General features: G+C 63.3%; 14 protein-coding genes and 1 tRNA gene. 6 read left to right on the forward strand and 9 right to left on the reverse strand.

Features of this window, described 5'->3' with window-relative positions; translation table 11 throughout:
- Positions 1 to 119: 119 nt before the first annotated feature.
- The 3 genes from P0D70_RS04725 to P0D70_RS04735 form a co-directional block, all read right to left on the reverse strand.
- A tRNA-His gene (locus P0D70_RS04725) sits at positions 120 to 195 on the reverse strand.
- Positions 196 to 283: 88 nt separating this feature from the next.
- Positions 284 to 1,285 carry a tRNA dihydrouridine(20/20a) synthase DusA gene (dusA, locus tag P0D70_RS04730; protein ID WP_408183093.1) on the reverse strand — a complete coding sequence of 334 codons (1,002 nt, stop codon included), beginning with the start codon at positions 1,283 to 1,285 and terminating at the stop codon, positions 284 to 286.
- A gap of 136 nt (positions 1,286 to 1,421) precedes the next feature.
- Entirely contained in the window at positions 1,422 to 1,787 is a 366-nt protein-coding gene (locus P0D70_RS04735; protein ID WP_408183095.1) for a hypothetical protein, read from the reverse strand.
- 346 nt (positions 1,788 to 2,133) lie between these two features.
- Here P0D70_RS04735 and P0D70_RS04740 point away from each other — a divergent pair, with 346 nt between their 5' ends.
- Both P0D70_RS04740 and cysC read left to right on the forward strand, forming a co-directional pair.
- Complete coding sequence (locus P0D70_RS04740) at positions 2,134 to 3,726, forward strand: tetratricopeptide repeat-containing sulfotransferase family protein (RefSeq protein WP_408183097.1); 1,593 nt, start codon at positions 2,134 to 2,136, stop codon at positions 3,724 to 3,726.
- Positions 3,723 to 4,262, forward strand: a complete 540-nt coding sequence (gene cysC, locus P0D70_RS04745) for an adenylyl-sulfate kinase (RefSeq protein WP_408183099.1) — start codon at positions 3,723 to 3,725, stop codon at positions 4,260 to 4,262. The genes P0D70_RS04740 and cysC overlap by 4 nt, the downstream gene beginning before the upstream one ends.
- Before the next feature lie 27 nt (positions 4,263 to 4,289).
- Here cysC and P0D70_RS04750 read toward each other — a convergent pair whose 3' ends face one another.
- Together P0D70_RS04750 and P0D70_RS04755 are read right to left on the reverse strand one after the other, a co-directional pair.
- A complete protein-coding gene (locus P0D70_RS04750) occupies positions 4,290 to 4,658 on the reverse strand; it encodes a hypothetical protein (RefSeq protein WP_408183101.1) in 369 nt (122 codons plus the stop codon).
- 108 nt (positions 4,659 to 4,766) lie between these two features.
- A complete protein-coding gene (locus P0D70_RS04755; RefSeq protein ID WP_091794623.1) occupies positions 4,767 to 4,979 on the reverse strand; it encodes a DUF3820 family protein in 213 nt (70 codons plus the stop codon).
- 146 nt (positions 4,980 to 5,125) lie between these two features.
- Here P0D70_RS04755 and P0D70_RS04760 point away from each other — a divergent pair, with 146 nt between their 5' ends.
- Positions 5,126 to 6,178, forward strand: a complete 1,053-nt coding sequence (locus P0D70_RS04760; protein ID WP_408183103.1) for an NADP(H)-dependent aldo-keto reductase — start codon at positions 5,126 to 5,128, stop codon at positions 6,176 to 6,178.
- 150 nt (positions 6,179 to 6,328) lie between these two features.
- Here P0D70_RS04760 and P0D70_RS04765 read toward each other — a convergent pair whose 3' ends face one another.
- The gene (locus P0D70_RS04765; protein WP_408183105.1) at positions 6,329 to 7,612 is read right to left on the reverse strand and encodes an MFS transporter; all 1,284 of its coding nucleotides are present in this window, start codon (positions 7,610 to 7,612) and stop codon (positions 6,329 to 6,331) included.
- A gap of 142 nt (positions 7,613 to 7,754) precedes the next feature.
- Positions 7,755 to 9,158: a M20 family metallopeptidase gene (locus P0D70_RS04770; protein WP_408183107.1), complete on the reverse strand. Its 1,404-nt coding sequence runs from the start codon at positions 9,156 to 9,158 to the stop codon at positions 7,755 to 7,757.
- Positions 9,159 to 9,418: 260 nt separating this feature from the next.
- On the opposite strand from P0D70_RS04770, the gene P0D70_RS04775 reads away from it, so the two are divergent.
- Both P0D70_RS04775 and P0D70_RS04780 read left to right on the forward strand, forming a co-directional pair.
- The gene (locus tag P0D70_RS04775) at positions 9,419 to 10,381 is read left to right on the forward strand and encodes a LysR family transcriptional regulator (protein WP_408183109.1); all 963 of its coding nucleotides are present in this window, start codon (positions 9,419 to 9,421) and stop codon (positions 10,379 to 10,381) included.
- Positions 10,382 to 10,699: 318 nt separating this feature from the next.
- Positions 10,700 to 11,122, forward strand: coding sequence for a hypothetical protein (locus P0D70_RS04780; RefSeq protein WP_091794614.1), 423 nt, complete (start codon positions 10,700 to 10,702; stop codon positions 11,120 to 11,122).
- 88 nt (positions 11,123 to 11,210) lie between these two features.
- On the opposite strand, the gene P0D70_RS04785 is transcribed toward P0D70_RS04780, so the two are convergent.
- Both P0D70_RS04785 and nodI read right to left on the reverse strand, forming a co-directional pair.
- Positions 11,211 to 12,038 (reverse strand): ABC transporter permease, encoded by an 828-nt coding sequence (locus P0D70_RS04785; RefSeq protein WP_408183112.1) that lies wholly within the window; start codon positions 12,036 to 12,038, stop codon positions 11,211 to 11,213.
- A 99-nt stretch (positions 12,039 to 12,137) separates the two neighbouring features.
- Positions 12,138 to 13,052, reverse strand: coding sequence for a nodulation factor ABC transporter ATP-binding protein NodI (gene nodI, locus P0D70_RS04790; RefSeq protein ID WP_408183114.1), 915 nt, complete (start codon positions 13,050 to 13,052; stop codon positions 12,138 to 12,140).
- Between the two features lie 284 nt (positions 13,053 to 13,336).
- Between nodI and P0D70_RS04795 the strand changes: the two genes are divergently transcribed.
- A complete protein-coding gene (locus tag P0D70_RS04795; protein WP_091794608.1) occupies positions 13,337 to 13,801 on the forward strand; it encodes a universal stress protein in 465 nt (154 codons plus the stop codon).
- The last annotated feature ends 85 nt before the right edge of the window (positions 13,802 to 13,886 follow it).

Consider the following 13,886-nt stretch of genomic DNA (forward strand, 5'->3'; position numbering starts at 1 on the left):
CGAATCGAAAGGGGGCACTGGCCAACTGCGATTGACGGAATCCGGTTACATGCTGGTTACACGGATTCCAAAAAGCAAAAAGCCCAGTCGCGATGACCGGGCTAAGTGCTTGATTCTTTTGGGGTGGCTGATGGGGCTCGAACCCACGACAACAGGAATCACAATCCTGGACTCTACCAACTGAGCTACAGCCACCACTGACATCTGCTTGACTTGCCGTAAAACCTGGCTCGTCGATGAAGAAACGAGATTATACGAACAAGAATCTCGTTTGCCTAGTCCTTTATTCAAAAATTTCGGCAGGCTCGCGCAGATGCTGCCTTGCCTCATCGAAGATGCTCAAATCGCGCGCGGCGAGACGTTTGCTATCGGACAGCACACGGCGCCACCCACGCGCGCCCGCCTCACCGCGATAGAGGCCGAGCGCATGGCGCGTAATCGCGCCGAGATACGTGCCGCGCGCCATTTCGGCCGCGCAATACTCGATCAGTTTCGCTTCGACCTGCTGGCGAGTGAGCGGCGTTTCTGTCGAACCATAGAAGCGCGCATCGACATCGGCCAGCACATACGGGTTGTGATACGCCTCGCGCCCGAGCATGACACCGTCGACGTGTTGAAGATGCGTCTCCACTTCATCAAGCGTCTTGATGCCGCCGTTGATGATGATCTCCAACTGCGGAAAGTCGCGCTTCAACTGATACGCGTATTCGTATTTCAGCGGCGGAATCTCGCGATTTTCCTTTGGGCTCAAACCCTTCAGAATCGCGTTGCGCGCGTGCACGATGAACACATGGCAGCCGGCGTTCGCAATCGTGCCGACAAAGTCGCGCACGAAACCATAGTCCTCGACGGCATCCACGCCGATGCGGTGCTTGACCGTCACCGGCACGGACACCACATCGCGCATGGCCTTGACGCAGTCGGCGACGAGTTGCGGCTCGTTCATCAGGCACGCGCCGAATGCGCCACGTTGCACGCGCTCGGATGGGCAGCCGCAGTTCAGATTGATTTCGTCATAGCCCCATTGTTCGCCGAGTTTCGCCGCGCGCGCGAGATCGTCGGGTTCGCTGCCGCCGAGTTGCAGAGCAACCGGCGCTTCTGCCGGCGTGAACGCGAGATGGCGCGGCACGTCGCCATGCAGCAGCGCGCCGGTCGTCACCATTTCCGTGTAAAGCCAGGTATGGCGAGAGATCACGCGATGCAGGGAGCGACAGTGACGATCAGTCCAGTCCATCATGGGAGCAACCGAGACGCGGCGCGGACTGGGAGTTTGAGGTGAAGACATGGGGCGGCCAGACGGCTTGATTCAAAACACCGATTTTACCGCAACGCGTGAAATCGCCGTCCGGGCGAGACACTCGCGAGCCGTGCTGTCCAGAAGCCATGCCATTGACTGGCCCGCGAGTCAGGTGCGGGCCGCGTCAATGCCCGTGTCCTCCTCCGTGACCGCCGCTGCTGCCCCAAGAGCTTCCGCCGCCGCTGCCGCTACCTGCGCCGTGGTAGCCGCCGTAACCTCCGCCATGCCAGCCGCCGCCGTGGCCTCCGTCCCCGCCGTGCCACCCATGGCCGCCATGCCATCCGCCGCCATGGTAATAACAGCAGGACCCACCCCAGCCGCCGTAGATGCCGACGCTGCCGTAAACCGGCGCATACGGTGGTCCGTAAGCGTAGCCGTAGCCGGGGTAATAAGGTTGCGCGTAGCCGTAGTCGGATGCCGGTGCGACGACGCATCCGGTCAGGCTGGCCATCACCGCCAACAGTGCCATTGATGCAATGAGCCTGCTCACGATTTTCTCCTTCGGGTAAGAGTGAGAAACCGCGCACGCTCAGGAGTTCAGCAGCATTTGTGTCCGCACATTACGGTTTGCGCGCGACATAGCGCGTCCAGAGATCACGCGTTGCGATTGGCGACCACTGCTTAAGGCGCGGCGACAAGTTTCGAAAACTTACCCATTCACCCCGCTGTAACAGTTAGTTAAATTTTCGCAACGCAACTGTAGGGCGCGCCTGTTACGTTCCCTCCAGACAATTACCTCGAATCCAGCCGATGCCAATTTGCCGGACGGATGAAAAGACCGCACCCGCTTACCGTCAGGATCGCTCGAAGCGAAGCCTGCGAAGATCCACCCTTTAATGACGCACGATCCCCAGCCGGCCACTGCATCAGAATGGCGCGCCGCAGGCGACGCCTTTGCTGCGCGCGGCGAACTCGACGCCGCGCTGCAACGTTTCGAAAACGCGCGCGCGCTCGCGCCTCGCGACGTGCTCGCGCACCAGCGCATCGCGGCGACGCTCGCCGCGCTGAGCCGCTTTCCCGAAGCCGTGCTCGCCTATCGAGCGGCAATTGCGCTCGATCCGCGCGACACGGATTCGCATCACGGCCTCGGCTGGACGCTCGAGCAGATGCATCGGCTCGAGCAGGCGGTGGATGCTTACCGCGAGGCGGCCCGCCTGAATCCGCTAGCCGACGGTTCGCACAACAATATGGGCAATTGCCTGCAGGCGCTCGGCCGCTTCGACGAAGCTCACGCCGCCTATCGCCGGGCGATCGAGGCCGCGCCGCAGGTGCCGCTGTATTACCGCAATTTCGTGCAGACCAAGCGCCTCACCAGCGAAGATCCGGTATTCATCGCGATGGAGCGTCTTGCCGGTAACGCCGCTTCGTTGACGCCGGCCGATCAGGCGGAGATTCACCTCGCGTACGGCCAGGCGCTCTCCGATTTGGGCCGCAACGACGCGTCGTTCGATCATTTCCTGAAGGGCAACGCATTGCACCGCGCCGGCGTGCGCTACAACGAGGCGGAGACGCTCGGCCTGTTCGCGCATCTGCCTGAGCTGACGACTTCGGCGGTGCTGGACGCGAAGCGCGGCCTGGGTGATCCGTCAGAAGCGCCGATCTTTATCGTCGGCATGCCGCGCTCGGGTTCGACCTTGATCGAACAGATTCTCGCGAGCCATCCTCAGGTATTGGGCGCGGGTGAGCGCACGGAATTCGGCGAAGCGCTGGTGAACTGCATCCGCCGCGATCCGCAAGATCCTTTGCGGATCGATATCGAGGCACTAGGGGAGGTCGGCGCCGCGCCGTTGCGCGCGCTCGGCGCGGACTATTTGCGTCGCATGCGCGGCGCGTTGCCGGAGATTCACGACCCCGCACAGAGCGAAGACGCCACGCCGACCTCGCGCTACACGCACTTCACCGACAAATATCCGTTCAACTTCATCAACCTCGGCCTGATTCATCTGGCGCTGCCGAAGGCCCGCTTCGTTCATAGCAGCCGCGCGCCTTTGCCAACGTGCCTGTCGATCTTCTCACGGATTTTTCATGACGTGCCATTCAGCTATGATCTCGGCGAACTGGGCCGCTACTACCGCGCCTATGACGCCCTGATGGCCCACTGGCAACGCGTGCTCCCGGAAGGGGTGATGATCGAGGTCAAATATGAAGAACTGGTCGACGATTTCGAAGGCAATGTGCGCCGCCTGCTCGCGCATTGCGGGCTCGACTGGGACGAGCGCTGCCTGTCCTTTCATCAGAACAGGCGCCAGGTGAACACGGCCAGTTCCGCGCAGGTGCGCCGTCCGCTTTACAGGACGTCGTTGCAACGGTGGCAGCCGCAGCAGGCCTTGCTTCAACCGCTGTTCGACGGTCTCGGCCCGAAGCTGGCTCCGGCGCACGGACATGAGGCTGACGAGGTTGCGGCACCCGGCTCGGAGCGTCGCGCATGAGCGCATCCCGCGGCGCCGTGATCTGGATGACGGGACTTTCCGGCGCCGGCAAGTCGACGTTGGCCAACGGCTTGCTTGAGCGGCTGAAGCAGGCAGGGCATGCCGCGATCGTGCTCGACGGCGACGTGCTGCGGCGTGGACTGAACGCCGACCTCGGCTTCACGCCCGAGGACCGCACCGAAAACCTGCGGCGGGTCGCGCACGTCGCGGCGCTCTTCATGCAGCAGGGCTTTGTCGTGATTGCCGCCGTGATCTCGCCGGAGCATCGGCATCGGCGCTCGGCGCGCGAAATTGTCGGCGAAGGGTTTGTCGAGGTCTTCGTGAAGGCCCCGCTGAAGGTCTGCGAAGCGCGCGATGCCAAGGGGCTTTATGCACGCGCGCGACGCGGCGAAATTGCGCATTTCACCGGAATTTCCGATCCGTTCGAAGCGCCGCTCGCATCCGACGTGGTGATCGAAACCGACCGGATGCCGGTCGACGAATGCGTAGACCACGTGTTCGCGTATCTGGCCGCGACGGGGCGTCTGGGCGGCTAGCGCATTTTGTGCTGACGCCCCAGCGTATTACCGCAACAAACTACCCGAATGATGCAGGGCCGGGTACACGCCGATGATGAACGCCGCGTAGATCGCGGCCATCGTCACGCCGGCCGCGGTGCCCCAGATGTCGCGCGATGCGGCGCCCTGGCGGAAATGAACGGGTAGTCCGACGATGAGGTAGCCGATCAGAAAGAATGCGATGACGGCACGCACGGGCGAAAGGTCGTGGCCGATAAATTCAAGCAGCGCGGACAAGCTGAAATCAGACATGGACGGGCAGGCAGGATGAGATGCGAATGATGGGGCGAACCACGGCGCGAACCACGGCGCGAACCACGGCAAAACGCGCGAAGACCTACGTGGATTAAAGTCCATCCAGTGCGCAAGGTACAAGCAAAACTCTGTATAAATTTGTACAGGCTTGCATTACTTGCACGATGCCTGCGCGGCAACTTTCAACCGCGCTTCACGACACTTCACGCGGCTTTCACCGCGAAGCGATCAGCGTTTGCGCAGAGGATCGAGCAGCGACTTCAGGCCGTTGTGATCGATCTCCTGCATCAAGGCCAGCAGCCGGCCGATTTCTCCCGGCGGAAAGCCCTGACTGGCAAACCAGTTTAGATAATGACCGGGCAAGTCCGCAATCAGGCGGCCCTTATATTTTCCGTAAGGCATGACACGCGTGACCAGCAGTTCGAGGTGTTCGGGATTCATTGCACAGGGTCGGGGCGCGGAGAAACGTTGCGTGTGGAAAAACGGGCAGCGCCCGTTGCAGCATGCATTTTAGCGTGCCCTGCAGGTATCGCGCCGGCGTGGTAACGTCAGCGCTTTTCGTTCAACCAAATAACAGGACAAGTTCAATGGAATACCGCAGACTCGGCGACTCCGATGTGCAGGTCAGCCTGATCGGTCTCGGCACCATGACATGGGGCGAGCAGAACACGGAGCAGGAAGCGCATACGCAGATCGATTACGCACTCGATCACGGCGTCAACCTGATCGACACCGCTGAAATGTACCCGGTGCCGCCGCGTGCCGAGACGCAAGGTTCGACCGAGCGCTTCATCGGCACATGGCTCGCGCAGCATCGCGGCGCACGCGAGAAAATCGTGCTCGCCACCAAGATCGCGGGCCCCGCGCGCCAACCGCATAACCCGCGCCATATTCGTGGCGAAGGCAACCAGTTCGACCGCAAGAATCTGACCGAAGCGCTTAACGACAGCCTGAAGCGTCTTCAAACGGAGTACGTCGATCTGTATCAGCTGCACTGGCCGGATCGCAACACGATGACGTTCGGCCGCCCCGCGTATCCGTGGGTCGACGACGCTTATACGGTACCGATCGAAGAAACCCTGTCCGTGCTCGCCGAATTCGTCAAGGCGGGCAAGGTGCGCCACATCGGCGTGTCGAACGAAACGCCGTGGGGTGTCGCGCAGTTTCTGCGCGCGGCCGAAAAGCTCGGCTTGCCGCGCATCGTCAGCATTCAGAATCCGTATAGCCTGCTCAATCGCACGTACGAAGCCGGTTTGTCGGAATACGCGCATCGCGACAACATCGGCTTGCTGGCTTATTCGCCGCTGGCCTTCGGCTGGTTGTCGGGCAAGTACGAAGGCGGCGCGCGTCCGGCCGGCGCCCGCATCTCGCTGTTCGAGCGCTTCCAGCGCTACAGCAAGCCGCAAGCGGTGCAGGCCACCACGCGTTACGTGGAACTCGCGAAGCGCCACGGGTTGTCGCCCGCGCAACTCGCGCTCGCGTTCGTCAACAGCCGGCCGTTCGTGACCAGCAATCTGATTGGCGCGACCTCGCTCGATCAGCTGAAGGAAAACATCGCCAGCGTCGACGTGAAACTCTCGCCGGAAGTGCTCGCGGAAATCGATGCGCTGCATGAGTTGCAGCCGAATCCCGCGCCTTGATGCGCGATTACCGGCGCTGCGATTCGAGCCGGGTTTGATGGAACACGCAGTTCCGCTCGAATCGCTGCGTTATCTGGCTGCCCCGGCTAGTTGGCCGGGGCGCTTGCCAATTGATCCGCTTCTGCAATTGCGTCGCACCTCGACGCACGCTCAGCGAATCTTCAACTTTGCGCGTACGGCATAAAGCGCGAGCAAACTCGCCACTGCGCAGAACATCAGATAGAAACCGGGCGCCAGTTTGTTGCCGCTTGCGTCGATCAGCCAGGTAATCACGAACGGCGCGAAGCCGCCGAACACCGTCACGCCGATGTTGTAGCTCACCGCCAGGCCAGTCGCGCGCGTCTGCGTCGGGAAGATCTCCGACATCAACGCGGGCAGCGCGCCGAAATACGTCGCCTTCAATACGCCGATCCAGATCAGCGCGAGCAGCATCGTCACGAATGACGGATGCGCGTTCATATAGACGAAGGCCGGATAGATCGTCATCAGCATCAGCACGGCGGCCGCCGCCATGATGCGGATGCGCCCGAGGCTGTCGGACAGGTGACCCGCGAAAGGCGTCAGCACGGTGAGCACGACGCCGGTGGCAAGCGTCGCCGCGAAGCCGGTCGAGGCGGGCAGGTGCAATTGCTTGATCGCGTAGGTCGGCATGTAGAGGATCATGTAATTGGCCGCCGTCGAAATGACCAGCGAGCCGACCGCGAGCAGCATGCGGACCTTCTGCGTGCCGAACAGGTCGCGCAGAGGCGTGCGGGCTTTCGGCTCGGCATTGAACTCGGCGCCTTCGTCCACGTAACGGCGAATATAGAAACCGACCGGGCCAATCGCGAGGCCGAACAGGAACGGCACGCGCCATCCCCAAGATTCGAGTTGCGCTGCGGTGAGCTGGCTTGTCAGCAGCGCGCCGAAGCCGGAGGCGAGCAGCGTCGCCATGCCCTGGCTCGCGAACTGCCAACTGCCCATGAAGCCGCGTCGCTCGGGAGCATGTTCGACCAGGAATGCCGTGGATGCGCCAAACTCACCGCCTGCCGAAAAACCTTGAACGAGGCGCGAGAGCATGATGCCGGCAGGCGCCCATAGCCCGATCGCCGCGTACGGCGGCATCACGGCGATCGTCAGGGTGCCGATCATCATCAGCGCGATAGAAAGCAGCAGCGACGCCTTGCGTCCGGCGCGGTCGGCGAGCGAGCCGAGCACGAGTCCGCCGAGCGGCCGGATCAGGTACGAGATGCCGAAGGTGCCGAGTGTGAGCATCAGCGAGATCGCTTCGGTGCGTGCCGGGAAGAACAGCTTCGCGATGGTCACCGCGAAGAAACCGTAGACGACGAGGTCGAACCATTCGAGCGCGTTGCCGATCGACGCCGCGAGAATGATGCGATGGACCTTCGCGGCGGAAGGCCGCGCGGCGCTGGCTTGCAAAGTGGACGTGCTCATCGTGGACGTGCCTCGTGAGATAAACGGATAACGGCGTGCCGGGCCCGAGCGCGTGGATGTCGCTCGGGCTTTGCTCAGGTGCTGCTCGGGTGCTGCTCGGGTGCTGCTCAGATGCTCAGATGCTCAGATGCTCAGGCGTCGCTCAGATCGCGCCGCGGGTTGTCGCGCGCGGGGAGTTCTCGCCGAGATCCCAGAAGAGGCCCGCCATGATCTGCAGACCTTCGCGCACGACTGGTCCGAGCAGGTGCTCATTCGGCGCGTGCTGCGAACAGGCCGGGTACGAGTGGGGCACCCACAGGGTCGGCAGGCCGAGCGTATCGGCGAAGACTTCGTTGGGCAGCGTGCCGCCCAGATTCGGCAGCACGGCGGTCTTCTTGCCGGTGGTCTGTTCGAGCGACTCAATCGCCCACGTGACCCATGGATCGTCCGGGTTCAGACGGGTGGCCGGCGCGCCGCGCTCGACTTCGATCTGGACCTCGGAGAAACCGTGCGCATCCAGATGCGTGCGCAGATACCGTTCGAGATTGTCCCAATCGGTGCCGACCACGAAGCGCAGCTGGCAATGCGCGAACGCCGCCGAAGGAATCGCATTGACCGGGTTCTCCGGGTTGCCGGCCTTGAACGCAAGTATTTCGAAGCTGTTCCAGCCGAACACGCGCTCAGGCGCACTCAGGCCGGGCTCGCCCCAGTTGTCGTCGACCGCCGGATCGCCCGGGCCGCCGCCCACCGTGATATCGGCGAGCGCACGGCGCACCGCCTCGGGAATCGGCGGCGGACGCAAACCCTCGACGGCGATCACGCCGCGCGCATCGACGAGGCTCGACAACGCATTCGCCAGCACGGTGGCCGGATTGCGCAGCAGACCGCCCCAATTGCCGGAATGATGCGCACCGTCGCGCAGATTCAACGACAGCTTGAAATTCACCGAGCCGCGCGAGCCGAGGAACACGGTAGGGCGGCGCGCGGCGAGACGCGGGCCGTCGGAGGCGATCAGCACGTCGGCGGCGAGTTCTTCACGGTGCGCGCGGCAGATTTCGTCGAGTCCGGGCGAGCCGGTTTCCTCGCCCATCTCGATCAGCAGCTTTGCGTTGAAGCCGAGCTTGCCGCCGCGCGCGGCCAGCACGCTCGCCAGCGCGGCAAGGTTGATGGTGTGCTGACCTTTGTTGTCGGCGGTGCCGCGGCCGAACCAGCGCTCGCCTTCGACGGTCACGGCCCACGGTGTCAGCGGCGCGCGCCACTGGCTGTCGTAGCCGCGCACCACGTCGCCATGTCCATAGATCAGCACGGTCGGCAGGTCGTCGGCCTCGTGGCGGCTTGCGATCAGGAACGGCCCGAAGCCATCCACCGGGTTCGCGACGATGCGTGTGCTGAAACCGAGGGCCGCCGCTTCGGGCGTAATCTCGTCGGTCAGATACGACAGCAGCGCGGCGGCGCGATCACTCTCCTGACTTTCCGTGCGAAAACCAACGCGACGGTTCAGCGTGTCGAGAAAGGCGCCGGATTCGAAATGGTGTGTGGCGTGCTCGATGGCCTCGGTGCGGCTCATAGGTGTCTCCAATGCGGGCGAATGTGGGGCGGGCGGCGCGTGGTCTCGGGTTCGATCGCGGGGCGATTGCGGGTCGGTTGCGGGTCGATTGAGACAGGCCTCGGTCTGCAGCGTCGAATCGATTCTAGGAGGCCGTTTTTTTTGTCACAATGATCGTCTTTCGAAGCTTGCGTTGCCGAAAAGGCAAAACTCAGCGCAAGCAGTAAAACTGCCGGCGGCCATCGGCCTGGCAGCGCCTACCGTTGAATGAGGCATCACTCATGGCACTTTCGCTGCATGGCATCGCGCTGCGCTATTTCGTCGAAGTCGCGCGCACCGGCTCGATCAGCGACGCGTCCGCACGTCTGCATGTCGCCGTGTCGGCAATCAGCCGCCAGGTGGCGCGGCTCGAAGGCGACCTCGGCGTCGCGCTATTCGAGCGGCGGCCGCGCGGCATGGCGCTTTCCGAAGCCGGCGAGCGCCTGCTTGCGTACGCGCAGCGCAGTCTGCTCGAGGCGGAGCATGTGATGAAGGAGATCGGCGGGCTCGAAACCTTGCACGGCAGCATGATCAAGCTGGCCAGTTCGGAAGGATTCGCCGCCGATTTCCTGCCTACCGCGATGGCGGGCTTTCGCGTTCAGTATCCGGGCATCGACTTCACGCTGTCGGTCATGTCACCGGACGCGGCGACCCGCCGGGTGCGCGACGGCGACGCCGATCTTGCGTTGACCTTCAGCCTCGCGCCGGAAAAAGGCGTCAAGGTCGAGCACACGGAGCGCGCGCCGGTGCTGGCGCTGCTGCGCGCCGATCATCCGTTGGCCGCGCGCGCGAAAGTGTCGCTCGCCGACTTGCAGCGCTATCCGCTGGTGCTGCCCGAGCCCGGCACGACGATTCGTCAATTGATCGACATTACCTGTGCGCTCGAAGGCATCCTGCTCGAGCCCGATCTCACCTGCAACAATAGCGGCGCCATGTACCGTTACGCGCAGAAGTCCGGCGCGATCATGTTCACGGGTCTGCTGTCCGTGCGCGACCGTTACGCGAATGACGGCTTCGTCGTGATGCCGCTCACGCATCCGCAAATGCGCCAGCGCAGCATTCAGGTTCAGACCATGGCGGGGCGTGAGTTACCGCCGTCGGTGCGAGCCTTCAGGGACTATCTGATCACGGAAATCGCGGGTGCGAAGCCGGCGCAGGGGACTGCCATGAAGGCCGTTCGAAAGCGAACCACGCCCCCGCGCTGAACGCGCAAAGGCCCGGATAGCCCGCCCGGCTTCCAGGCGGCAAGGCTACGTTTGCGGCCGGCCGCGAACGTTAGGGCGAAGGTATGGCGTGCGTGCGATAGCGATCCATTCAGCGCCGATTGAAAGGCAAATGTCCCTGCCGGATCACGAATCACGACCTAAACTGTGGTGGACGGGGCCGGCTGAAAGCGCCGGACTGCGCGGCAGGGATTGCTGCAGCGCACACCAGTGGTAGGATTCAGCCCGAAAAATGGAGAGCGGCGCGCGCTCGATGCAGCGCGCCGTCCACAACAGAGCGATAGGAACTCAGGACATCGAATGGCGCAACAAAAAACAAACCCAAAACTTGAGCAGGCGCTGACGCGCGGGGATCTTGCAATCCGTCAGGCGAATTCGGCGCGAGCGACGGCATTGCTGCGCGCGTTGGGCAAGATGATCGTGGAGGCCTCGGCGACGATCGGCGTGGAAGCCTTTACGCTGATTCCCGACGGCGACAAGATCTATGATCCGGCAGACGGGCTGTGGCCGCAGGAATTGCAGATCTCGCTCGACGGTCCGGTGGAAGAAGCCGATCCGGACGAGGTTCGCACGGTTCGACTGATCGCCGATGAGCCGGGCACGATGTTCCGCGTCGAATGGCAGCGTGCCGACGGCAAGATCGGCCGTCAGGACGGCGGGCCGTTCGCCACGGTGGCGTTCATTTCCGACGTGGACATTCCATGGACCGACGACGAGGACTGAGCCGGTCCGGGTCGCGGCAGGCGCTGATACGTTGGGATCGACACTGAGCGACCCGGCCTCAGCGCCTATGGTTATCGAAAGCCGAAGCCTACTTCATCATCCTGCGGCGAAACAGAATCGCCGCCACGACAAACCCGCCTACCGCATACGCCGCCAGCACGGCCACATGCAACAGCGCGTGCTCGACCGGGCGCCCGAGCATGGCCGGCCGCATCAGGTCGACGGCATGCGCCAGCGGCAACACTTCGGTGACGCCGCGCGCAACGGCGGGCAATTGCGATGCCGGAAAGAACACGCCGGACAGCAACAGCATCGGCGTCAACACCAGCGTCTGGTAAAACATGAAGAAGTCGTACGAAGGCGCGAGCGCTGTGACGACCATGGCGATGCTCGCGAATGCGAGGCCCGTCAGCACGACGACCGGCAAGGCCAGCAGCATCGACGGAAAATTTGCGTAGCCCAACGCGCCGGCCACCAGCATGATCGCCGCGCCGGACAGCATCGACTTGCTGCCGGCCCAGATCACTTCACCGAGCACGATGTCGCCGAGCGTTAGAGGCGTGTGCATGATCGCCTCCCAGGTGCGCTGCACATGCATGCGCGAGAAGCCCGAATACATCGACTCGAAACTCGCCGACATCATCACGCTCGACGCCACCGTGCCCGCCGCGAGAAAGGCGATATACGACACGCCGTCGACATGGCCGACCATCAGCCCCAGACCGAAGCCGAGGCCGAACAGGTAGATCATCGGATCGGCAAGATTGCCGAACATCGAGGCGAGCGCGAGCTTTCTCCACACCAGATAATTGCGGCGCCACACGGCGATCCAGTTGGTTGCGTTCGCGGGAAAAGCGGCGAAGGTTTCCTGTTTCGACGGGGTCTCGCCCGGGGAGTCGTAGGTGCGTGCGTCCATTGCGTGTCTCGTGCGGTGTCCCCGAGGGGACGTGCTTCGTCGTTATGGCTGTAGCGCGTTGCGTGCGATGCCGCTATTCATGCTTCTTCACGTGCTTCTTCAGTCCTGCATCTCGCGGCCGGTGAGCCGCAGGAACACGTCTTCCAGATTCGCCGGCCGGTGCAGATAGCGCAGATCCGCGCGCTGCTTGAGTCGCGCATGCACCGGTTGCGCGTCGTTGACGTAGCAGAACAGCGTTTCACCGCTGATCTCGGTGCGCTCGACGATCGGCGCCAGTTCATCGCGCAACGCGACCGGATCCGGTCCGAAGATCTCGATCACATCGCAACCGATCTCGGAGGCGATCAATTCGCTCGGCGCGCCTTCGGCGATCTTGCGTCCTTCCTCGATCACGCACAGCCGGTCGCAGAGACGTTCGGCTTCTTCCATGAAGTGCGTGGTCAGCAAAATGGTCTTGCCGCGCGCGAGCAACGAGCGCAGCCGCTCCCAGATCAGATGCCGCGCCTGAGGATCGAGGCCGGTGGTCGGTTCGTCCATGATAAGCACGTCGGGATCGTTGACGAGCGCGCGCGCCAGCGTGAGGCGCCGCTTCATGCCGCCGGACAGTTCGCTCACGCGCGCATCCGCCTTGCTCTCCAGGCGCGCGAATTCGAGCAGCGAGGGCACCATCGCACGGCATTGCGCGGCGCTCAAACCGAAGTAGCGGCCGAACACCAGCAGGTTCTCGCGCACCGTGAAGTCAGGATCGAGATTGTCGAACTGCGGCACCACGCCGACGCGCGCCCGCGCCACGCGCGCGCGGCTGGGAATCGGCTCGCCGCACAGGCGGATCGTGCCCGCATCCGGCGAGGCGATGCCGAGCAGCATGCGCAACGTGGTGGTTTTGCCCGCGCCGTTCGGGCCGAGCAGGCCGAAACATTCCCCGGCGTCGACATGGAACGACAGTCCGTCGACGACCGTCTTTTCGCCGTAGCTTTTTTTGACCTCGTGAAATTCGATGGCGGCTTCAGGCATGGATCGAACGAGTCTCCGGAACAGACATGGATGATTTTAATGGCCGGGAAGGCCGCCTATTCTAGGGCATCGGCGGCTCGGCGTTGGTGCGCGCCCGACGCTCCCGCACGGGTTTCCCGCACTGCGGCAACGAGCCGCAAGCAAGCCTGTTGGCGCGCGCACCTCTTTACAGCGTGGCTTGTGTGCCGTTACCGCACAGTTAGCGTTTTCCATCCCTTGCAACCTGAATTGCGGCGCACCATGATTCATTCAGATCGCGCGTCCCGCGCGAAGGGAGAAAAATCATGGCGAGCTACCAGAAAATCCTGCTGTGCTACGACGGCTCGCGCGAAGGCCGCAAAGCATTGCGTTGCGGCGCCGATCTGGCGTTGGATCTGAAAGCGGAAACGCACTTGTTGTCGGTCGTCGATATGCGTTCGAGCATTGCGCAAAGCGCGGGCCTGCTGACCGACGTGGCTTGCGGCAGCTTCGAAAAGACCGCCCGCGACATCCTTCAGGAAGGCGTGGACTGGCTCACCGAGCGAGGCGTGAGCGCACAAGGGCATTTCGCGTTCGGCCATCCGATCGACGAGATCGCCAACCTTGCCAATGAATTGCACGTCGACCTGGTTGTGGTCGGCCACCGCTGCCGCACCGGTTTGTCACGTTGGTGGATGGGCGCGGGCAATACGCCGCTGCTCGACCGCGTCTCGTGCAGCATTCTGGTGGCGTGTTCTTCGGCCCAGGAGCAGCAGCAGGCGGCGGCCTGATAGCGGCTGCGTATCGCGCCTGGGTACAGTGCTACCGCGAGCATGCTCAACGGGCCGGCCGCCTCGGCCCGACGACCCCAGGCGG

Origin of the sequence: Paraburkholderia sp. RL17-381-BIF-C, from assembly GCF_046026435.1 — a bacterium.
Classification (GTDB): Bacteria; Pseudomonadota; Gammaproteobacteria; order Burkholderiales; family Burkholderiaceae; genus Paraburkholderia.